Annotated in this window: 22 protein-coding genes and 1 riboswitch; of the genes, 6 read left to right on the top strand and 16 right to left on the bottom strand. The window is 36.1% G+C overall.

All coding sequences use genetic code 11. From position 1 onward, the window contains the following. Positions 1-5: 5 nt before the first annotated feature. The 7 genes from nrdF to L6W14_RS11060 all read right to left on the bottom strand — a co-directional run bounded on the left by nrdF (position 6) and on the right by L6W14_RS11060 (position 5,328). Positions 6-974: a class 1b ribonucleoside-diphosphate reductase subunit beta gene (nrdF, locus tag L6W14_RS11090; RefSeq protein WP_004229921.1), complete on the bottom strand. Its 969-nt coding sequence runs from the start codon at positions 972-974 to the stop codon at positions 6-8. Continuing rightward, positions 962-3,055: a class 1b ribonucleoside-diphosphate reductase subunit alpha gene (gene nrdE, locus L6W14_RS11085; protein ID WP_237900862.1), complete on the bottom strand. Its 2,094-nt coding sequence runs from the start codon at positions 3,053-3,055 to the stop codon at positions 962-964. The genes nrdF and nrdE overlap by 13 nt, the downstream gene beginning before the upstream one ends. Further along, on the bottom strand, positions 3,052-3,411 hold the full coding sequence (gene nrdI / locus L6W14_RS11080) for a class Ib ribonucleoside-diphosphate reductase assembly flavoprotein NrdI (RefSeq protein WP_048392755.1): 360 nt from the start codon (positions 3,409-3,411) through the stop codon (positions 3,052-3,054). The genes nrdE and nrdI overlap by 4 nt, the downstream gene beginning before the upstream one ends. Beyond that, positions 3,408-3,632 (bottom strand): glutaredoxin family protein, encoded by a 225-nt coding sequence (locus L6W14_RS11075; RefSeq protein ID WP_004229925.1) that lies wholly within the window; start codon positions 3,630-3,632, stop codon positions 3,408-3,410. The genes nrdI and L6W14_RS11075 overlap by 4 nt, the downstream gene beginning before the upstream one ends. A gap of 117 nt (positions 3,633-3,749) precedes the next feature. Continuing rightward, a riboswitch (cobalamin riboswitch) is annotated at positions 3,750-3,928 on the bottom strand. Between the two features lie 344 nt (positions 3,929-4,272). Next, positions 4,273-4,554 (bottom strand): hypothetical protein, encoded by a 282-nt coding sequence (locus L6W14_RS11070; RefSeq protein ID WP_237900860.1) that lies wholly within the window; start codon positions 4,552-4,554, stop codon positions 4,273-4,275. Between the two features lie 9 nt (positions 4,555-4,563). Continuing rightward, the gene (locus L6W14_RS11065; protein ID WP_016991732.1) at positions 4,564-4,950 is read right to left on the bottom strand and encodes an SHOCT-like domain-containing protein; all 387 of its coding nucleotides are present in this window, start codon (positions 4,948-4,950) and stop codon (positions 4,564-4,566) included. Positions 4,951-4,962: 12 nt separating this feature from the next. Then, the gene (locus tag L6W14_RS11060) at positions 4,963-5,328 is read right to left on the bottom strand and encodes a DUF2089 domain-containing protein (protein ID WP_004229931.1); all 366 of its coding nucleotides are present in this window, start codon (positions 5,326-5,328) and stop codon (positions 4,963-4,965) included. 689 nt (positions 5,329-6,017) lie between these two features. Here L6W14_RS11060 and L6W14_RS11055 point away from each other — a divergent pair. Continuing rightward, complete coding sequence (locus tag L6W14_RS11055; protein ID WP_237900858.1) at positions 6,018-7,499, top strand: Lsa family ABC-F type ribosomal protection protein; 1,482 nt, start codon at positions 6,018-6,020, stop codon at positions 7,497-7,499. A gap of 31 nt (positions 7,500-7,530) precedes the next feature. Here L6W14_RS11055 and L6W14_RS11050 read toward each other — a convergent pair whose 3' ends face one another. After that, positions 7,531-7,950 carry a hypothetical protein gene (locus L6W14_RS11050; protein ID WP_237900856.1) on the bottom strand — a complete coding sequence of 140 codons (420 nt, stop codon included), beginning with the start codon at positions 7,948-7,950 and terminating at the stop codon, positions 7,531-7,533. A 90-nt stretch (positions 7,951-8,040) separates the two neighbouring features. Between L6W14_RS11050 and L6W14_RS11045 the strand changes: the two genes are divergently transcribed. Then, positions 8,041-8,781 (top strand): DUF3888 domain-containing protein, encoded by a 741-nt coding sequence (locus L6W14_RS11045; protein ID WP_237900854.1) that lies wholly within the window; start codon positions 8,041-8,043, stop codon positions 8,779-8,781. 27 nt (positions 8,782-8,808) lie between these two features. On the opposite strand, the gene L6W14_RS11040 is transcribed toward L6W14_RS11045, so the two are convergent. The 3 genes from L6W14_RS11040 to L6W14_RS11030 form a co-directional block, all read right to left on the bottom strand. After that, positions 8,809-9,276: a DinB family protein gene (locus tag L6W14_RS11040; RefSeq protein WP_237900852.1), complete on the bottom strand. Its 468-nt coding sequence runs from the start codon at positions 9,274-9,276 to the stop codon at positions 8,809-8,811. A 48-nt stretch (positions 9,277-9,324) separates the two neighbouring features. Then, on the bottom strand, positions 9,325-9,810 hold the full coding sequence (locus L6W14_RS11035; protein ID WP_237900851.1) for a GNAT family N-acetyltransferase: 486 nt from the start codon (positions 9,808-9,810) through the stop codon (positions 9,325-9,327). Positions 9,811-9,900: 90 nt separating this feature from the next. After that, complete coding sequence (locus L6W14_RS11030; RefSeq protein ID WP_237900849.1) at positions 9,901-11,007, bottom strand: response regulator; 1,107 nt, start codon at positions 11,005-11,007, stop codon at positions 9,901-9,903. A 648-nt stretch (positions 11,008-11,655) separates the two neighbouring features. Between L6W14_RS11030 and L6W14_RS11025 the strand changes: the two genes are divergently transcribed. Next, complete coding sequence (locus L6W14_RS11025; protein WP_237900847.1) at positions 11,656-12,021, top strand: hypothetical protein; 366 nt, start codon at positions 11,656-11,658, stop codon at positions 12,019-12,021. 79 nt (positions 12,022-12,100) lie between these two features. Here L6W14_RS11025 and L6W14_RS11020 read toward each other — a convergent pair whose 3' ends face one another. After that, on the bottom strand, positions 12,101-12,532 hold the full coding sequence (locus L6W14_RS11020) for a DUF2935 domain-containing protein (protein WP_066036753.1): 432 nt from the start codon (positions 12,530-12,532) through the stop codon (positions 12,101-12,103). A gap of 69 nt (positions 12,533-12,601) precedes the next feature. Further along, positions 12,602-14,017, bottom strand: coding sequence for a MocR-like pyridoxine biosynthesis transcription factor PdxR (locus L6W14_RS11015; protein WP_237900845.1), 1,416 nt, complete (start codon positions 14,015-14,017; stop codon positions 12,602-12,604). A 166-nt stretch (positions 14,018-14,183) separates the two neighbouring features. Between L6W14_RS11015 and L6W14_RS11010 the strand changes: the two genes are divergently transcribed. Next, positions 14,184-14,801, top strand: coding sequence for an FMN-binding negative transcriptional regulator (locus L6W14_RS11010; RefSeq protein ID WP_237900843.1), 618 nt, complete (start codon positions 14,184-14,186; stop codon positions 14,799-14,801). A 45-nt stretch (positions 14,802-14,846) separates the two neighbouring features. Here L6W14_RS11010 and L6W14_RS11005 read toward each other — a convergent pair whose 3' ends face one another. Next, positions 14,847-15,365, bottom strand: a complete 519-nt coding sequence (locus L6W14_RS11005; RefSeq protein ID WP_054550151.1) for a spermidine/spermine N(1)-acetyltransferase — start codon at positions 15,363-15,365, stop codon at positions 14,847-14,849. A 127-nt stretch (positions 15,366-15,492) separates the two neighbouring features. Here L6W14_RS11005 and L6W14_RS11000 point away from each other — a divergent pair, with 127 nt between their 5' ends. After that, positions 15,493-16,095, top strand: a complete 603-nt coding sequence (locus L6W14_RS11000; protein WP_237900841.1) for a YczE/YyaS/YitT family protein — start codon at positions 15,493-15,495, stop codon at positions 16,093-16,095. 47 nt (positions 16,096-16,142) lie between these two features. Here the strand turns inward: L6W14_RS11000 and L6W14_RS10995 are convergent, their stop codons facing one another. Then, on the bottom strand, positions 16,143-16,751 hold the full coding sequence (locus L6W14_RS10995) for a DUF4304 domain-containing protein (protein WP_237900839.1): 609 nt from the start codon (positions 16,749-16,751) through the stop codon (positions 16,143-16,145). Between the two features lie 539 nt (positions 16,752-17,290). Between L6W14_RS10995 and L6W14_RS10990 the strand changes: the two genes are divergently transcribed. After that, complete coding sequence (locus L6W14_RS10990) at positions 17,291-18,199, top strand: C40 family peptidase (RefSeq protein WP_237900837.1); 909 nt, start codon at positions 17,291-17,293, stop codon at positions 18,197-18,199. A 128-nt stretch (positions 18,200-18,327) separates the two neighbouring features. On the opposite strand, the gene L6W14_RS10985 is transcribed toward L6W14_RS10990, so the two are convergent. Continuing rightward, positions 18,328-19,857, bottom strand: a complete 1,530-nt coding sequence (locus tag L6W14_RS10985; RefSeq protein WP_237900835.1) for a DHA2 family efflux MFS transporter permease subunit — start codon at positions 19,855-19,857, stop codon at positions 18,328-18,330. Positions 19,858-20,244: the final 387 nt, after the last annotated feature.

Raw genomic sequence — 20,244 nt, 5'->3', positions numbered from 1 at the left:
CATCCTTAACGATTAAAATTGAATGTGTCATCTGTGATTGGCGCAACTTTTGCCTTGGCATAGGTAGCACCCTTTTGTGAAAAGAAATCATATGTGGAGCCTTCATTACGAATACCATTCATCACAATTGGATTGACTTCCTCTTCTGGGAACATGGCTTCAAAGCCGACATTCATTAAAGCTTTATTAGCATTATAGCGTACATATGCTCGCACTTCAGGTGATAATCCTGTTTCCGCATAAATATCATCTGTATACTTCATTTCATTTTGATATAAATCTAATAATAGCTCATAGCCCCATAAATGTAGCTCTTCTTGCTTTTCCTTTGAAAATTGCTTGAATAAATTTTGAGCAAAAAATCCAACTGCTACCCCATGGATAGATTCATCGCGCAAGATGAGTGAAATAATCTCGGCACTGTTTCGTAGGAAGCCTTGTCCTCCTAAGTATAGTGGATAGAAAAAGCCAGAATAAAACAGGAAAGATTCAAGCATAACGGATGAAAACATCGCTTTCCATAAGCTCTCTGGATTGCCTTCTTCAATACTATTATAAATGTCTGCTATTTTATTGGCCTTATACTGTAGAAATTCATTTTTCTTGACCCATTCAAATAGCTCGTCGATTTCTTCGTTTGTACAAAGCGTTGTGAAAATATAAGAATAGGACTTGGCATGTATCGCCTCGAATGCATCAAAAACGGTTAGGACAGCCTTTTCCTGTAAATCGTCTGTATAAGCAGCAACACGATTCATCCCGATATTTGTTTGTACAGTATCCAGTAAGGTTAATCCTGCAAATACTTTTTTATATGTGTCCTGATGCTCAAAGCTTTTCCATTGTTTAATATCTTTGCTGACCGCAATTTCTTCTGGAAACCAAATTTGCTTCCATTGCTGGTCCCAAAAGATTTGGGCAAGCTCACTTGTTGCCTTATTCCAATTGACTGCCTCATAAATTATATTTGACATGCTACACACTCCTCTAAGCTTTGTAATCGTTGACGAACATAGTAAACAGACTTAATGCCCTTTATCCACGCATAAATGTATACTTTAGCCAATTGTTCGGTTGTCCAATTGTCCGTTACATAAAGCGTCATGGAAATACCTTGGTCAACGTGCTTTTGAGAAGCTGCATATAAATCAATTAAATCATACGGATTTACATCATACGCCTCCACATATAAATGACTATTGTCATTTGTTAAATGAGGCATTGGATAAATGGTTCTACTATCGGCGTAATCACGAACCTCTACGCGCTCTGTACATGGTGCGATTGAAGCCGTACAGCTACGAATATATGAAATACTACCAGTTGGGGCAATAGCCAAACGATAGGAATGGAATAGACCGTACTGCATTACATCCTGCTTTAACGTTTCCCACATCTTGTTTGTGATGATTGGAATATTGCCAAGCGCCTTCAACACAGAAGGCGATAGTTCTTCTTCCGTTTTATTGATATATTGGTCAAAATAGCTACCTGATGCATAATCACTGTCCTCAAATCGGTAGAAGGTTGCAGCTTTTTCTTTCGCCATTTCCATCGAAGATTTCAGTGAATAATAGTTCATCGCTTCCATAAAGTGATCCATGAAATCAATGGAATCTTTTGAGCCGTACAGGATGCCTTCTGTCACGAGATGCCCATGGAGGTTCATACAGCCAAGCCCTACAGAATGCATTAATTGATTGGCTTTTGCAACAGACGGAACATTCTTAATGTGCGTCATTTGCGATACATTCGTTAATAGGTGCATGGCTGTATCGACTAATGCGCCGAAATCATTGACTTTACTTGCTGCATGGATATCGATGGAACCTAAGTTACACGATACATCTAATCCATAGTCATTTGGTTGATCCTGGTCCGTAATGATACTTGTCTCTTGTACTTGTAAGATTTCTGTACATAAATTGGACATTTTGACACGTCCAATATTTTTTAAAGGATGTACCTTATTGACATTATCATCAAAGATTTCAAACGGATAGCCTGATTCAAATTGTGCTTTTTTCACCTCTGTGTAAAGCTTACGTGCATTTAAACGTTTAATTTTACGAATTTTAGGGTTATCAAGTAGCTCGTAGTACATGTCTGAAATAGAAATTTCAGACATACGTTTGCCATATTCTTTAAAAATATCGTATGGGCTAAACAAAACAATATCCTTATCACGTTTCATCAGTTCGAAGAAAATACTAGGTATAATAATCCCTGTTGAAAGGGTAGCGAGGCGAATTTTATCATCAGCATTTGGTTTTTTTGATGAAATGAAATTTTCTATGTCTGCATGGAAAATATTTAGATAGACAACACCTGAGCCATTTCGTTGCCCTAACTGATTCGAATAACTGAAAGAATTTTCTAACAGTTTTGCTACTGGGATGACACCACTTGCACGATTTAATATCTCTTTAATTGGATCACCTAATGGACGTAAATCTGTTAAGTTGACCCCAACTCCACCACCAAGGCGTGATAGCTCTAAACAATAGCCAATATTTTCAGCAATACTATTCATGGAGTCATCCATTGATAATTTAAAGCAGCTGACTAATTCACCACGTGCTTTCTTACCACTATTTAAAGCAGTTGGTGTTGCAGGCTGATAGGCTTCCATCATTGCTTCGACAGAGCGTTCTGCTAAAGCCGTGTTTCCTTGAGCTAAATACAAAGCAATAATGACAATACGATCCTCATACTTTTCTAAGATCTCTTCCCCATCACGACTTTTCATAGCATAGCTATCGTAAAATTTGCTTGCGCTCATAAAGGATGGAAAGCGGAAATTATAATCATAGGCTTTCTTGTACAGCTTCTTAATAAATTCCATTTCGTACATGTCGATAAAGGCTTTCTCATAGTAGCCCTCATCAACTAAATAGCGGATTTTTTCTTCAATATCTATAAAATAACGCAAACGTACGTTAACATACTCTAAAAAGTAGCGGCGCGTAGCTTCGCGGTCCTTTTCTAACTCCAGTAATCCAGTTGTACTATAACGATTCAGTACGTCATTATTAAGCTTTAAATAGGTTTTCATCTCATTACCCTCGTTTCATAAAACGTTTGTATTGCTTCGTAATCCGTTTGATTACCTCGTAAATCTAATTTCCTTACTAAGGGTACATGATAGGTAGCAGCGATTTTCTCACCAGCAGCACCAAATACATGATGACCGAAGTTACTATTACCACTGGCAACTACTCCTTTACAAAAATCCCTGTTTTTTTCTAAGAAACGTTGTACCTTTGCTGGAATGTCACCTAAACCATCTGTGTAGGTAATTAAGAGATATGGCTTGTTCAATCGCAATTCTTCCGAGAGCTCGATACATTCTGCCTTTAATTTGGATACAACATTTCGGACATTACCTGTACGACTCGCGTAAACAATCATAGGGCAATCAACTCAATTTGAGAAACAATTTCCTGAACATCTCCTATAAAAGTTTCATTCATCTCTAAAACAGGCACACTTAAAAAACCTGCGTCAATAATCGTTTGCTTTGCTTGTTCATCGTGATCGATGTTAACAATTTCAGCTTCAAGTCCTGCACGTTGTAGTTCAGATTTTACCCATAGGCATTTTGGACAAATTGTTTTCGTATAAAGTTTCATAGAAATCCCTCTTTTCATAAAATAAAAAAGCCTATCTCCTCTAGAGAGATAGGCTAAATGGAAACGTTAACATACCAAAAATACTGACGTTCCCATCTCTTAATCCCCGAAGAAATGATAAATTTGTTTTATAAAGGCAGGTCTCCTGGCTTTGCTTCATTCTCTGATTCCCTTCCCATGCCAATGCACAGTGGTTGTAATCATCGTCAGCTTCACAGTTGCGGGGACAGCGTCGGAATTGTACCGAACTTCCCTTTTAAACTACATGTAGTAGTACCTTTGTAAAACGAACACAATATATAGTTGTTGTTCAATATTTTTAAGTGTACCATCCTTCAAATGAAAAGTAAATCATGATTCTAAACTTCTTTATTTTTGGATTATTCAGTATTTTAAATTATGTAGTTCCAAATAGATTACCACTAATCACTTATACCCAAATCAAAAATCTATTTTTAACGATGTACGTGATTTTCTATTAAAATGGATCTTGAATTCTAATTTGTAGTTTTAAGAAATCTTCTATTTTATGTACCATTGAAAATTAGTTGTCTCTATCGTAAGTCCTGAAATAATGATCATTACATTAATAAAGAGCATGCTTTTATCATAACATGCTCTTACCATTCTATCATTGGGATTATAGTCTAACCTTAACCTCAGTCCCGTCCTGAGCTTTGACATCGACTAGCACAAGTCCTTTATAATTTTGTAGTTCCTTGATAATCGGCTTTAGCATTTCTTTGTCGATGAGCGGAAAGGTAAAGTCTATTTTCTTTTTATCGAAGTATGCCTTTGTCCACTTATTGGCTTGTTGCTGTATCCATTTAGAAGTTAAAATGGAGAGGATAATGGTTAGCACAGTATAGGGAACAGGGACGGTAAAGCGAACGTCTTTTGCTTTCACTTTTACATGCATCATTCGTCGCCTCTACTCAATGAAGACTGCAACGGAATCCCCGTTTGCTGATTTTATATCTACAATTTGTCCATCTAGTTCATTTTCAATCGCTTCAAGAAGAAGATTGATGTCGATATCTTTTACGTATTTTTCCGATTGCGGAATACTTGCAGCGATGCTGTGTCCTGCCATCAATACGGCTTTGACAAGTTTAATTGGTAAATTTACCGTGACATTATCATTTTCGGTGGATACAACACGAACCTTTAACGTTTTATCTAAATACTTTGTTTTTTCCACAAATTTATTCTCTGATTCTTCTTTCTGTTGTAGCACTTGAATCAGCTCTGATCCTTTATCCGCATCAATTTTGCCCTCTTGAATCATCGTTAACACTTTTGTAATTTCCTCTTTCATGGTCGTTCCTCCCTATTCGTCTTTTAAGAGCTTTATGGCTTCATCTGTTGTGATTTCGCCATTTTCCAGCATGCTTACAATTTTTTTCTCATCTACTTCATTTTTCTTCTTTTGAGCATAGCCAAGGGATGAAATAATATCATTTAGCTTGCCTCGAACTGTTGGATACGAAACCCCCAGTTCCTTTTCAACCTCTTTAATATTTCCTCGGCAGGTTAAAAATACTTCCACAAAATGAAGCTGATCCTGTGATAAGGATGCTAGCTTCGACAATTCAAACTCATTTTCAATGGTCGTGTGACAATGAGAACACTGTAACTTCGTAATTTTCAATGTTTTACTGCAGACAGGACAATTTGTGATTACTTGATAAGCCATAGTGAACTCCTTCCTTTAAGTTAAGCTGATTATATAACAAAGAAATTAAAGATGTAAATAATAAAATTAATAATTTTAATTAAAAAATAAATAAAATTAATTCCTGAATTAAAAATGTTAATTAATCATTGCTGTATTGCTTGTCTTAAGCATCATTACGCAGTACTCTATGTAGTGTTTTCTATTTCTACTTGTAGCTAGCGACATTAGTTAGAGAATGACAGTTTAGAATTGAAAATAAGGTTACATTGTATTCTGTAAAAAAATTTGTTACTATAAAAAGACAATTATGAGAGGACTGATGAATGGACAATGAAGAACTAAACTATATTTTTATTTGAATTGAATGATTTCAAACACAAAATATAGGGTTAGTCTATCCATTTTTAACTATCAGTTTGCATTTTATTTGTCATGACACAAATGGCAAATCGCATTAATTCAGAGAAAGACTAATCCTTCCAATGCACAGTTGGAGGGATTTTTTCTTGCTTTCATAGTTGATTTTGTACCTTTCATTTACCCATAAAGGAGAGGAAAAATATGAGCGATTCAGAAACGATTGTAACGCATGTAACACTCCGTATAAGTCGTTAATATCCATCTGCTTATACGGAGAAATCAACCATAGATGGATAGACCGACTTTGTATGAAAAGTAAACTGTTGCAATACAAAGGAGGAATTATCATGTCCATGATACAAGTACAAAACCTAACTTTTTCTTATCCAAGCAGCTTTGACAATATTTTTGAGAATGTCAACTTTCAAATCGATACGGATTGGAAACTTGGATTTATCGGTAGAAACGGACGAGGTAAAACAACATTCTTTCAGTTGTTATTAGGAAATTATGAGTATAGCGGAAAAATCATCTCTTCTGTAGACTTCACTTATTTCCCCTATCCAGTTTCTGATCCAAATAAATATACCCATGAAATATTTGAAGAAATTTGTCCTCAGGCAGAAGATTGGGAATGTCTACGTGAAATAGCTTACCTACATGTAGATGCGGAGGTCATGTATCGTCCTTTTAAAACATTATCCAATGGCGAACAAACAAAGGTGCTGCTTGCTGCGTTGTTTTTGACAGAGGGTCAATTTTTATTAATTGATGAACCAACCAATCACCTAGACACGGATGCAAGAAAGACGGTTTCCGATTATCTTCGCAGGAAAAAAGGATTTATTTTAATTTCACATGACAGAAGCTTTTTAGATGGCTGTGTTGACCATATCCTATCGATTAATAGAGCCAATATTGACGTTCAAAGTGGAAATTATTCTTCTTGGAAGTTAAATTTTGATCGTCAGCAGGAACACGAAGAAGTAACCAATCAACGACTGCAAAAAGATATCGACCGATTAAAACAATCCTCAAAGCGTTCGTCAGGTTGGTCTAATCAAGTGGAAGCCTCCAAAAACGGCACAACCAATTCAGGTTCCAAACTGGACAAAGGCTTTGTTGGACATAAAGCAGCCAAGATGATGAAACGAGCGAAGAACCTGGAATCCAGACAACAAAGAGCTATTGAGGAAAAATCAAAACTGCTAAAAAATGTTGAAAAAACCGAGTCATTGAAAGTAGAGCCATTGGCATATCCATCAAAAGAAATGGTTGTTGTCACGGATGTATCGATTCGGTACGATGACCATATCGTGAATAAGCCTATTAGCTTCAAAGTGGCACAAGGGGATCGAGTTGTTTTAGATGGCAAAAATGGAAGCGGAAAAAGTAGTATGTTAAAACTTATTCTAGGTATGCCCCTCCATCATACAGGCTCCATAAAGCTAGCTTCAGGTCTAGTCATTTCCTATGTTCAGCAGGATACATCCCATTTAAAGGGATTGCTATCGGAATTTATTGAAGAGCATGGTATTGATGAGACGTTATTTAAATCAATCCTGCGCAAGATGGATTTTGAACGTATTCAATTTGAGAAGGATATCTCACATTATTCTGGTGGGCAAAAGAAAAAGCTGCTGATTGCTAAAAGCTTGTGTGAGAAGGCTCATTTATATATTTGGGATGAACCACTCAATTTTATTGATATCTATTCACGCATGCAGATTGAAGAGCTCATAAAAAGCTCTCATCTCACAATGGTGATTGTTGAGCATGATCAGGCATTTCAAAAAACTGTAGCAACGAAAACGATAGCGATGTCATAAAGAGAAGAATCCATTTATGGATTCTTCCTTTTTAATGATATTGAAACCAATGGATCCATTTAGAATTTGTCTCTTTTACGATATATAGCTCACCTAGTGATGCACTTTGCGCTGGCAGTAATCTTGGAAACCTTAATCGAACAAACCAGGAGTGATTAGCCACATTTTCTCCACAGAAGTTCACCGCCATTTTATAGTAATTCTCCTCCATGCCAGTTAATATGGGCATGGGCTTTATCACCTCAATTTGCCACTCCTGATAATCAGAGCTTGAGCCATATACTTTTGGAATGATGTCAGCTAATGCTTGACTAAGCTCGTCTTTGTCTTTCTCCGTTGTTTTCATCAATACATCTGGATTTGGACATTTTAAGCCTTCATGTTCTGATCCCGAAGTAGCTGTTGGAAATAACAAAAGCATACATAAAAAGGGCATTATTATTTTTTCCATTGTTCAACTCCCTTTCTTTAAAAATGCTCGATAATTTGCTGTGATTGGTGCACTCTATAAAGTATCATCCTGCAGAAAGGTCACTATTCCATGAAAAAATTTGCTTATGTTTTAATGGCTATCTTCACTATGTTCATTCTGCCATGTAAGATTTATGCGCAAAGTGAACAAGCTAATGATCAACTAATCAGGGACACATTCATTACTATCCTTAATCCATTTATTGAAAAGGAAATTGATCATTACTACGGCTATCCTAAGCAGTATGGCTTGTATGATGTGAAAATTTCAAAAATTGTCAAAGAAAGTCAGTTTAGCTTTAAAGTTAGCGTGGAAGTTACGACCTTTGAGCATGCACATTCCCCACCCTACAGTAAGGAAATCATTACGTTTGAAGTCAGTCCAACTGGTGTCAGCACACTTCGCTATATACATGAGGCAGATGATGTAGAAAAGGCAATAAACGCATTCTATAGGGCAACACTGTTAGATATACAGCAGAGTTTTAAGCTGGACTTAGCATCATATACTTCCTACCGATACGATCAATTGCAATATCAAGCTGAAATTAATAATGATATGAAATCCCTTGCTATGATTGCAGAGGAAATAGTGACCCATATTTTATTTCCTGAGCGAAAGATTCCCTACAAAAATGTCATAGACCCTGTCACTTTTATCAAGGGTAATATAGGTTATATGCTCTTTAAAAGGGCGGATGGTACAAATGTAAGCTATCAGCTGCAAAAGAAAGACGGCACATGGATCGTAACAGATAAAACAAGTAAGCCAGGTAGGAAAATGGAGGATCTGTTACCGTGGTATATATAGAAAAATGAAGCCAACTGATTCCATCAGTTAGGCTTCATTCTTTAAGAGCGTTTGCATCATACTTTTTATAATTCCCATGTGAAAATTTTCATGGTTCATATGAAAGACAACCATATCGCCTAATGTTTTCATACCTAAAAAAGGTTCTTTAAGCGGTTCATGTAGATGTCCTGCACAAGCTTGTTCAATAAGAATTGGTTGTTCCTCTAGGAGCATAATTATTTGATCCATTGTTGGCGGTTGCTCAGTCCAGTCATCTGGTTTACTGCCACTAGGAAACATTACATGATAGGATATAGGCAATTGCCTTTCTTTTTTAACAGCTGGAAAAATGGTATAATCCCAACCAACTAATAGATGACCTGCATTCCAACGAATATTGTTATGATGTCCAGCGGGTATCTGATCAGCAATATTCTCAGGGATCGTACGTAGAAATTCAACAGTCCAATTACGCCACATTTTCATTTGCATAAATAATTGCGCTTCGTTCATATACTAGCTCCCTTTCTACACGTTTTCAGTTATATTCAATACCATGGATTAAATTAATTTATAGTAAATTACGGTTGCTTCTAATTCTCCATCTGGTGAAATAGTATATTGCGGAATTTTCCCTACTTCTTGATAGTCTAATGATTTATATAATTTATTGGAAGGATCCCCTTCTCTCGTATCTAAAACGAGCAAGGAGCGGTTTTCTTGTTTTGCTCGTTCCTCTGCTTGTTGCATCAGCGCTCGTCCAATACCGTTGCGTCTAAAGTTGGGATGTGTCATTAACTTGCAAATTTCAGCACGATGAATGCCATTTGGTTTGCTAGTAAAATGCAATTGAATACTACCTGCAATTTCATTATTTATTTTCACAATGAACAGTAAGACATCTGACGCTAAGACAGATTGCCAATATTTTATCGCTTGTTCTTGTGTGAGTGGAGGTAAAAAACCTACGGACGCTCCTTCATCTACGACTTTAATCAATAATTCAGTAAGCCTCTCCAAATCTTGTTCAAATATGGTGAAGCTCAATTATTTCAATCTTTTGCATACCGAAAGCATCTCCTTTTTATAAAATTATTACCTACTATTAAAACAGAAATTACTTTTCCGAAATCGTTTCTAAACGTTGAGTAAGAACTCGTTGTATTTTCTATAAAATTTTTCTGGCACAGGGAGATCAATTTCAGCTAATTTTGCCTCTATAGATTCAAAGAATTTTATACATTCTTGTTTCCTATTTTGTTGAATTAAGAATTCTAACAATTGAAACATATACTGTTCATTGTATTCGTCTAGCTCTAATAGCTTTTGTAGGCAATTATACTTTAATAAAGTATTGGCAGCGTCTGTACGTGCAATATACTGTTCAAGCACATGTAATACAGCTTGCTTTAAGCGGAGCCTGATTTGATTAACCCATAAATACTCCTCATCTATTAAAAAATCACCCTCATAGCAATTCAATAACTGCTGAATGGATTTCTCATCATGTTGATCCTGCTCCAATAGTTGATTCAGCTCATCATAATCAGTTTGAATTTCCGCATTTAATTTATAGTGATTATTGACCAAGAGTATAGGATCTTGAATACCATTGTCCTTTAATATCTTTCTTAAATGATAAATAGTTGTATGTAAATTACTAGCTGCCTTTTCAACGCTTAAATCTGGCCACAATTCCTCTAAAAGAACTGCATTTAACATAGGCCGTTTTTGGTGAAATAGTAAATATAAAAATAGTTCACGTACTTTTCTTGTTCGCCACTTCATCACATTATGTTGAACATCCAGTAGATAAAAGCTGCCTAATGTATGCGCATATAATGAGTTTTTCTTCTCATCCCTCTGCGCCACCGTCACGACCATTTTTTTCTGTGCTTTTGTTAGCGCAATAATCAGTCGTTTTTCCTGTACTGGCTTTAATAAATAATCTGTTGCCTCTACTTCAAAAGCCTCCACGGCAAATTGTGTATGAGCTGTAACAAAAATAATTTGTAAGGATGGTTGCTTGTGTAGGAGCTGCTTTGCAAGTTGCATACCGTGTGTGTCTTTCATTTCAATATCTAAAAACACTACATCAATTATTTCTTTTTCAAGAAACTGGAGGGCCTCAGTTGAATTTGTAAATGTTCCCTTAATGTTAAGCTGAAATTGGGCAAGTTGTTGAACCATAATAGTTAAAACATCAATGGCCAGTTTTTCATCATCAACGATCATTATATTCATGTGCCACCACCCTCTGGTAATAAAATGACAATTGTTGTTCCCTTTCCTTCTTCGCTGTAAATTCGTCAACTAGCGTTTTTTATTAGTTTAAAATTCTTTAAGAAATTCATAAAGCCATTAGTAATTGTTGTCATTTTTCTTCTAAATTCCCTACACCATTACCATAGATCTAAATTCTTACAAATTATCCCTCTCTTTTGTAGGTTTAATTCAATAGCCCATCCCTCTAATTTCTTAGAGATAGCATGGAACACTGCATTTTTAACTAATGGTTGAATGGACAAAACAGGAATACCTCTTTTCAGTGCCCCTAAAGATCGATTATTTATGATGTATCTTTACATCATATTGCTCATTGTTTTTACAATCAACCCCTTTTGAGAAAGTAGCATACTGTTTTTGGACAAAATCTAAACAAACAATAATAATACCTTTCATGATGTTTTATTTGTTGTTATTTTAAAAAAATGATTGTGAGCCGATTAAAGATTTTTATTAGCCTCTGCAAGCATGTAAAGTGATCTATTTTTCAATAACTAACTATTGTGTAGTTAGACTTTCCACATTGTTGAAGGAAAATATTAATCATTAAAATTTTTCTAAAAAAATGTTATGATCAGAAAGGATTTTGATTGATGGAGGATTTTGATGAAGGTTGATTTTGAAGAGTTATTAAATGGTGTTTTTTCATCTTTACAAGCTATTGAAGGAGTAAAATCTGTGGATTCCATTCTTGAAGTACTAAAGGATCGAATTATTTTTCCTGAGATTACCACTCTAATATTGAACGCTAGGTTTGAGCTGGTTTATTTATTTAACGAGCAGAAAGTAGTGTTTAAAACATTAAAAGAAGTTTTGATTGATTCAAATTATATAGAAGAAATTAATTTAATCAATCAACATTGTCATTCAATTGAAAGTATTCTAAATGACTTTGTTCACACAGATACACTAAAGAATTATTCTTTAAGTCTTCTTGCTTCGAAGTATAAAGAGAAAATTCCGAATAGTTAATATTGTGATGGTGAAAACGTCCTAAAAATGGAGCGTGGCAAGTGTTTTTTCTCCAAACTCCATTTTCCAGACGCTAGACCTAGTATTTCTGTTGATATAAAATGGTTTGGGCAATTCCGATAAAATATTCGGATTCTACAATGATATGATTTAATACAACTTTAGCTGTAGGATTTGCGCTTATCGGTTGACTTTCTTGCATAAGCGTTCGGCAAAACTGGATAAATTGATCACTCTGTTGCAAACAGAAGGAAGTAAGCTGTAAAATATCCTGAAACAGAGCTGGAGAAACTTGTCCCTGGGAACGATTGACGGTTTCTATATATCTTACAACTTGCTGATGTGTTTGAGCGAAAGCTTTTTCCCATTCCTTTAACGCATCGACATATTGCTGCTCCAAATCTTTCACAAGCTCTCTTATTACTACTGTATGCTCCTCTTCTTGATGTTTCCAAAATTCAGCTTCATCTAATACACGTAATGGCATTTGATGGCCATAGTAAAATTGCATAAAAATCCCCTCCCACTTATCTCTATTATGTATATACAAGAAAAGTGGAAATAGAACTTTGAAAGAGATTCACGTCATAGTAGAACTGTTAAACCAAGCATTGTTTAATAGTTTAATGCCTGTGTCTATCTCATCTTCCGCTAGATTAGCAAATCCAAGTAATACCTTTGCAGGCTGAATAACCAAGGGATTTGCATAAAAAATAGATGTTGGGTAGACCTTAACACCAGCCATTTTTGCTGTATCAATCAATTCCTCTTCAGTCATCTTATTATTTGGTTCAAGTAAAATATGTAAGCCACTGCTGGCTCCATAAATTTTCCCATTTCCCCCGAACGTTTGTTGGATGGACTTTAGTAATGCCTCATATCTTCGCTTATAACTATTTCGTGTTTTATTCAAGTGTCTCTCCCAATGCCCACTCTCTATAAATAGCTGTAACGTATGCTGATGGAGTCTAGACACAGTTTGAACATAGTAATTGTTTTGATGAAATAAATCCATTAATTTTCTAGGTAATATCATATAGCTTAGCTTAATGGCTGGAATCAAAGATTTTGAAAAGGTGCCCATATAGATGACGCGATCACTTGAATCTAATCCCTGTAGTGCAGGAATCGGTTTTCCAGCATATCGAAATTCCCCATCATAATCATCCTCGATGATATAAGCATCTTCTTCCTTAGCCCACTCTAGTAATGCTAATCTTCTTGAGATAGGCATAACTGTTCCAAGGGGAAATTGATGGGAGGGTGTGACATAAACAGCCTTGATGTTATTGTTTCTTAACGGATCGATATGAATACCATGCTCGTCAAGTGGGATTGGTTTCACCTTTATACCATTATCTTTAAACAAGTAACGAACGCGATAATAACCTGGATCTTCCATAGCAAAAAGCTCATTCCGTCCAATTAGGTTACATACGATACCAAGAAGAAACTGCAAGCCTGCTCCTATAACGATTTGCTCTGCACTGCATTGCACCCCTCTTGATTCATAAAGATAGCTTGCCATATAATTTCTTAATTCCAGCTCTCCCTGTGGATCTCCATATAAAAGGAGTTGAGCCTGTTCTTCATCAAGGCTCTGCATTGATAATTTACGCCATATTTTAAAGGGAAAATCTTTTAAATTAATATCTCCATAATTAAAATCGTACTTAATTGCTGGTCGTTCTTGTTTCTGCTGAGTCGCTAATTGTGGTTCAAAATGATGAGGGCCTCCTTGAAAATAACTTTTTTCAAGATCAACCACATATAGTCCATCTCGCTCTTTACTGATCACATAGCCCTCTGCAAGGAGCTGCTGATAAGCTGCATCTACAGTGTTGCGACTAATCTGTAAATGTTTAGCTAGACTACGCTGAGACGGCAATTTGCTTTGAGCCCTTATCTTTCCATTTTGAATTTCTGCTTTTATATAGTTATATAATTGAAGGTAAAGTGGTTCCTCATTATTCAGGTTTGGTGTCATTTCGAGCATGATTCTTGGCTCCTTTAGAAATAGCGTTGTTGGCACTTTTATGAGGTGCCAGTGATTGATTATAATAAAATCTACATTGTTGAGTAGAAAATGTAAAGACGTGCCTACATAATTATTTGTTTATTCAAAAAACTCACGATGATTTTATGTATAAGGAGAGGTTTCCATGTATGTTCCTAAGTATTACAAAGTATCGGATTTAGAAGAAATCAAAGAATTTATTCAACATAATTCCTTTGCAACAATCGTTTCAATTCGAAAAGGTAAGCCTATTGCAGCCCATATACCCGTGTTGCTGAAAAAAATCGAGGATGACTATTATCTGACAGGTCACTTAGCCTATGGTAACCCTTTATGGAAGACCTTTGAGGAAGTACAAGACATTCTCGTGATATTTAACGGTCCACATGCCTATATCTCTTCTTCGTGGTATGAGCATGAAAATGTGCCAACCTGGAATTATCAAGCTGTCCATGTATATGGAAAGGCAAGTCTGATTGAAGGAATAGCTTTAGAACAAGATTTGACTAGCTTACTTGAAAAATATGAGTCATTCCGTGAAAATCCTGTGTTGTGGGATAAACTATCTCCTGAGCTTTTGCAGCAAGAAATGAAAGGAATAAAAGGGTTTAAAATAAAGGTAGAAGAAGTGCAGGCAGCCTATAAATTAAGTCAAAATCGAAATGCTAGTGATTACGCCAACATAATAAAGGAACTTTATAAAGAGGAAAATCCACATGCTGATGCGTTAGCTGAGGCGATGAAGAAAAATAGAAGCCATTAAAATAGCAGGCAGAAATGTTGTGAATCAACGTTTCTGCCATAAAATTTAAGCAAGTGTTTTCGTCATGATAAGATCAATTTGTTCTTCATCACCCATATAAAATGAATGGGCGCCTGTTTGGACAAAGCCTATTTTCTGATAAAAACCGATGGCACTGTCATTTTTCTCCCAAACCCCTAGCCAAATGCTTTTTTTGTTTTGAGCCACAGCCTCCTCTATTGCTTTATTCATAAGGTATTTGCCAAGCCCTTTTCCTTGATATTGATGTCGAACATAAATTCTCTCCACCTCTAATGACTCATCCCCCATTAGTTCGGATTGTGCTTCGTTGACATTTACTTTTAAATACCCAGCTATTTCTTCCTCATAATAGATAAAATAGAATGCTGAATCCAAATTGGCCAATTCCTTCTCTAGCTGTTGCTTATGAAAGGCACGCTCTAAATAAGCCTTCATATTTTCAGGGGAGTTCTGGTCTTTAAATGTATCATTAAATGTTTCAATACTTATTGCTTGAAGCTGTTTTAAATCTGCGTGCTCACACTTCTCTAATTTAACAGACATTGATTCCACTCCTTTGTTGTAAACTCTTTCTGGATTTTATATTGCAAATGCAATAAAAAGAGTATATAGTCAATTTAATGCAATTTTGTTGTATTTGCAATAAAAATAGTAGGAGGAGGTCTATTAGTTGAAATATGTCTTTTATGTAGTGGGCATTTTAATTTTAACGCTAGGTATTCCGCTCACGATTCAATCTAAACTCGGCACATCACCTTTCGATGCACTTCTAGTAGGATTATCTAAAAATGTGGGGCTAACTGTAGGTAGTTGGGAAATCATCTTAGCACTCCTATTAATAGGTAGCAATTCCCTATTAGCTAGACAAAGACCTGAAATTTTAGGGTTGGTTACTGCATTGATCACTGGCATAGGGATTGATATGTGGTTATTTTTATTACATGATATAGTATCCCCAGATCTTTGGTTTAGCCAAGTTGTCTGTTTTACAATTGGATTAGTTGTGGTTGGGTTAGGAACGGCAACTTATTTACATACAAATTTTGCACCAATTCCTGTAGATCGACTTACTTTGATCATCAAAGAATTAACAAGAAAAACGGTTTTCTTCTCAAGAACCCTTATTTATATTTTATTTTTAATGTTAGCTATCATTTTTAATGGCCCCATCGGTGTCGGGACATTATTAACAGTTTGCTTAGGTGGTTATATCCTCCATTTTTTTATGCCGATAACGGGAAGAATACTAGATAATATACTGAACAACTCCTAAAATATAAAACCAGATTCTCGTTCAAGAATGAGCTCTGGTTTTGATAACTAATTTTCCCCAAATTCCACACCGTATTGATCGAAAATGGCTTGGTATTTATTTTGAAAAATGGACCACCTCTGTTCGGTTCCATGCTTCTTCTGCAATGCATTAAAATAGAGCTTTGCTGTTGTTACATCATTGGCTTGTAATAAAAAATGAAAACTTTCTTCGCCCAAGTGCAAAAATGGCCCTGCTATATAATAATCAACAATGGATCTTGCAGAAGTCATCGTTTCATAGAAATTATGAACCTCCTCTAACCCCAGCAGCAATATTTTTGTAAATTTGTCCAAATTTGTAGTGGCTGTGATGGAAAATCGATCAGGTGCATCTTCGACAATGGAGTTAATCCTTGCTCGGAAGTGACATTCTGCTTCTTTGGGTGCTGTCACCATTTCTCTTGATTGTAGCCGTGCTAGCTCTGCCGCATATATCCCACAGTTCACATAAAACATCATAGTGTCGGCTGTATTACCAGAGGATTTTTGGAAATTGATCAGATAGATAAGGTTTTCGTTTGTTCGATAGAAATTCAATCCTTTCTTTTTAAAGCCTAGCTTGAGTAGAAATGGCTTGATGTCCTGTTTTATTAATTCATTAAAAATTTGCTGCAATGGAATACCTCCTTCTCCTTTAGTATTCATTCGATTTATGTTTCCTTATTATTTCATTAGCTCGCAGCTGTATTTCTTCATGTTGAACCTACTTATTTTATTATAGTTTAACGTATCCATTGCTCAAAAACATAAAGTAAGGCTAACTTTTCCTATCTAACAGTAAACGACTTTGCAGTTACGGGAGCTACCTAAAAGCAGAATTTTCTACCACTATCCTTAGTGTCATAACGTAGTATCACCTAAAAATAATAATGTTTAAATAACCGTTATGATGGAAAGCCACTAGTACAATAACGATTTTTCAATTGGATAAAACGTTTAAATTAACACTTATGTCCCTGTAAATCCATTAATTTCATATATTTTTAGTAAAATTGCCCATTATTATTGCAAAAGTTTTACACAATTAAAATTAAGGTTTCAATTTTGATGATTAGGGGTAATTGGTAATATTATTGAAAAATAACTCTGCCCTATTTCATGCTATTCTTACTTTAGTTCAAAGGCGAAAGCTTTTTGAGAGGAGTAAGATTGATTTGAAGAAAAAATGGTTACTACCCATTTTCGCATCGTTTATGTTCTTTACAGGTATGGGTATTCATGATGCGAAAGCGGCAACAATAGCAGATATAACAAATACAGCCAAAGCATATATAGGAGCTCCTTATAAATATGGAGGAACGGATATTAAGACAGGTGTGGATTGCTCAGCATATACACAATTAGTTTTTTCTAAGCTAGGCGTTTCATTAGAGCGTACATCTAAAGCTCAATACCAACAAGGTACTTCGATCGCAAAAGACAATTTAAAAACGGGTGATCTCGTATTTTTTAATACATCTGGAAGCGGTGTTTCACACGTTGGTATATACATAGGTGACAATAATTTTATCTCAGCTACTACAAGTTCTGGGGTTAAGGTAGATACAGTGAATGACCCCTACTATTGGGGTTCACGTTATGTAGGGGCAAAACGTATTGCCAACTTCTCTGATTATGGAGAAGTAAAAGATGCGGAAATTGACTTTAGCATATATGCATCGCGTGGTGAGGTAGCTCTTCGATTAGCTAATAAATTACATTTAGATACGAGTAATACGAATTCAAGTTTCCCAGATATTTTGCCTTCGTCTAAATATGCAGGTGCTGCAGAGGCCCTTAAAAAAATTGGCGTTTTTACGGGTGATGATAATGGAAAGTTCAATCCTGGTTCTCCAATGACACGTGGACAACTATCTAAAGTCTTAGTGGAAGCATTTCATTTAACACAGCAAGGAACAGCTGAACAATTTATTGATGTTCCAGGCTCACATTGGGCAAATAATTATGTAGGGATCCTTGCTTCGAATAAAGTAACCGTAGGTAAAGGTGACGGCACATTCGGAGTAAACGACAATGTCACATTGGTCCAATTAGAAGCCTTTATCCAACGATTAGCTCAATAACTACTCGAAAAGGTATTTCATCTATGGATGGAATGCCTTTTTTTATTCTTACTAGGTTTCCCCACCTCTATATAAAATTTCTTAAGAAAAAACGGGCGTTGCTAAACTGAAGCAACACCCGTCTACTATTATTCCTCTACCTGTTTTCCAGCAACTTCCCCACCTGTGTGATTATCATAGTTAGGCTTAACTCGCTTTATAAAGAAGGCAAGTATGAGTGCGATGGCCGCAATCAATGTGGAAAGGAAGAACGTATAATTGATGCCATGCAGCATGGCTTCGTTTAAGATTTGCTGTTTTACTTCGCTGGCAGACTGTGTCGTAGCCTGTGCTGCATTGGCACTCATATTGTTCATCGCACCTGCAGCCAGTTCCTCTGCCTTGGCAGTTGTTTTATTGTTCATAATCGTAATCAGCACCGCAGAACCAATCGCACCAGAAACCTGTTGTAATGTGTTGTTCATAGCTGTACCGTGTGGATTATTGTGTGCTGGTAGCTGATTTAAACCATTTGTCATCACGGGCATCATTACCATAGACATCCCAAACATACGTAATGTATACAGCAGCACCAATGTAGAATAAGCTGTATCCATACTAATTTTACTGAAGTAATATGTCGTAACAATGGTAATGATCAAGCCAAATACAGCCAAGCTTCTTGCTCCGTATTTATCAAAGAGCTTCCCTGTAATCGGAGACATAATGCCCATCACAATGGCGCCAGGCAGCATGAGCAGACCTGAATCCATTGGTGAAATACCACGAATGGTTTGTACGTAAATAGGCATTAAAATCATAGCCGAGAACATCGCCACCGAAATAACGATGGAGATGGCTGAGGATAAGGCAAACATTGGATATTTGAAAATCCGAAACTCAAGCATGGGCTCATCCATTCGTAGCTGACGAAGGGTAAACGTAATTAAAGCAATTGTCCCAATAATAATAGTTCCATATACAAGGATATGATCCCATCCTTTTTCACCTGCGGAACTAAAGCCATAAAGCAAGCCGCCAAATCCAATGCTTGATAGAATAAGAGAAATCACATCGAGCTTAATGGCACGTTGTGGTGTCACATCCTTTAATTTAAAGGCTGCAAAAATTAAAGTTAAAATGGCAATTGGTAGCACAAGATCAAATAACATTCTCCAGCTATAATGCTCGATTATCCAACCAGAAAGCGTCGGCCCGATCGCTGGAGCTGTAATCATGACAAGACCGAACATCCCCATTGCAGCTCCTCGCTTTTCAACTGGAAATGCAGTTAGCATCACATTCATTAATAAAGGCATCATGATTGCTGAGCCTGCAGCTTGAATCATACGTGCTGCTAATAACACACCAAATGCAGGTGCAATACTAGCTAGAAATGTACCTAATGTAAACAGAGCCATCGCTGTAATAAATAATTTTTTATCTGTAAAGCGTTGAATGAAGAATGCGCTGGCAGGAATTAAAATACCGTTAATTAGCATATAGCCTGTTGAAAGCCATTGTACTGCAGTGGCTTTCACGTCGAATTCGTCCATAATGGCTGGTAGTGCAATGTTGAGTAAGGTCTCATTTAAAATAGCAACAAAGGCCCCGATAAATAAAATGGCAATCATGCCATAAGGCGCTTTTGTCTCAACTGAAATGGTTTTCTCTGACATATAGTATCAGTCCTACTTTCTTTATCTTTTTCAATTTCATTCACATGTTTAGGAAGCCATTTGATTGTCTCAAACAATGGAGCTTCTTCGTGTGTTTGTTCCCCCAATCTACAATCTGCTGTTTTGCCCCTGCTGATTTCATCGCAACCACCCCTCAAAAAAATAAAAATTAAAATTGTTGACGACACAATAGATTGTATTGTATAATTAAAATAGGGATAATACGCGGTATAATAATTATACAGTGTCTATCTCTATAAATTTATCACAAGACTATACATATTTCAATGTATTTCTCATAAATTTTTTCCCAAAAAGTCGAGCCCTGAACTACAGGAATTCGACTTTTTTTGTTGTCGTTATTTTTTAAATAATCCTTCCCTTGTG

This window comes from Lysinibacillus sp. ACHW1.5 (assembly GCF_022014815.1).
Lineage (GTDB): Bacteria > Bacillota > Bacilli > Bacillales_A > Planococcaceae > Lysinibacillus > Lysinibacillus capsici.
Note: the sequence above shows the minus strand (reverse complement) of the source record. Positions and strands in the feature narration are given on the sequence as shown.

Bases quoted from the DNA above. Each gene is read 5' to 3' on its own strand.
- L6W14_RS11045 (WP_237900854.1), top strand. From the start codon at position 8,041: ATGAAAAAATTTGCTTATGTTTTAATGGCTATCTTCACTATGTTCATT.
- L6W14_RS10985 (WP_237900835.1), bottom strand. From the start codon at position 19,857: ATGTCAGAGAAAACCATTTCAGTTGAGACAAAAGCGCCTTATGGCATG.
- nrdI (WP_048392755.1), bottom strand. From the start codon at position 3,411: ATGATTGTTTACGCGAGTCGTACAGGTAATGTCCGAAATGTTGTATCC.
- L6W14_RS11005 (WP_054550151.1), bottom strand. From the start codon at position 15,365: ATGTCTGTTAAATTAGAGAAGTGTGAGCACGCAGATTTAAAACAGCTT.
- L6W14_RS11065 (WP_016991732.1), bottom strand. From the start codon at position 4,950: ATGAAAGAGGAAATTACAAAAGTGTTAACGATGATTCAAGAGGGCAAA.
- nrdF (WP_004229921.1), bottom strand. From the start codon at position 974: ATGTCAAATATAATTTATGAGGCAGTCAATTGGAATAAGGCAACAAGT.
- L6W14_RS11020 (WP_066036753.1), bottom strand. From the start codon at position 12,532: ATGCAATTTTACTATGGCCATCAAATGCCATTACGTGTATTAGATGAA.
- nrdE (WP_237900862.1), bottom strand. From the start codon at position 3,055: ATGAAAACCTATTTAAAGCTTAATAATGACGTACTGAATCGTTATAGT.
- L6W14_RS11010 (WP_237900843.1), top strand. From the start codon at position 14,184: ATGTATGTTCCTAAGTATTACAAAGTATCGGATTTAGAAGAAATCAAA.
- L6W14_RS11075 (WP_004229925.1), bottom strand. From the start codon at position 3,632: ATGAAACTTTATACGAAAACAATTTGTCCAAAATGCCTATGGGTAAAA.
- L6W14_RS11015 (WP_237900845.1), bottom strand. From the start codon at position 14,017: ATGCTCGAAATGACACCAAACCTGAATAATGAGGAACCACTTTACCTT.
- L6W14_RS11040 (WP_237900852.1), bottom strand. From the start codon at position 9,276: ATGAACGAAGCGCAATTATTTATGCAAATGAAAATGTGGCGTAATTGG.
- L6W14_RS11025 (WP_237900847.1), top strand. From the start codon at position 11,656: ATGAAGGTTGATTTTGAAGAGTTATTAAATGGTGTTTTTTCATCTTTA.
- L6W14_RS11060 (WP_004229931.1), bottom strand. From the start codon at position 5,328: ATGGCTTATCAAGTAATCACAAATTGTCCTGTCTGCAGTAAAACATTG.
- L6W14_RS11030 (WP_237900849.1), bottom strand. From the start codon at position 11,007: ATGAATATAATGATCGTTGATGATGAAAAACTGGCCATTGATGTTTTA.
- L6W14_RS11050 (WP_237900856.1), bottom strand. From the start codon at position 7,950: ATGGAAAAAATAATAATGCCCTTTTTATGTATGCTTTTGTTATTTCCA.
- L6W14_RS11055 (WP_237900858.1), top strand. From the start codon at position 6,018: ATGTCCATGATACAAGTACAAAACCTAACTTTTTCTTATCCAAGCAGC.
- L6W14_RS11070 (WP_237900860.1), bottom strand. From the start codon at position 4,554: ATGATGCATGTAAAAGTGAAAGCAAAAGACGTTCGCTTTACCGTCCCT.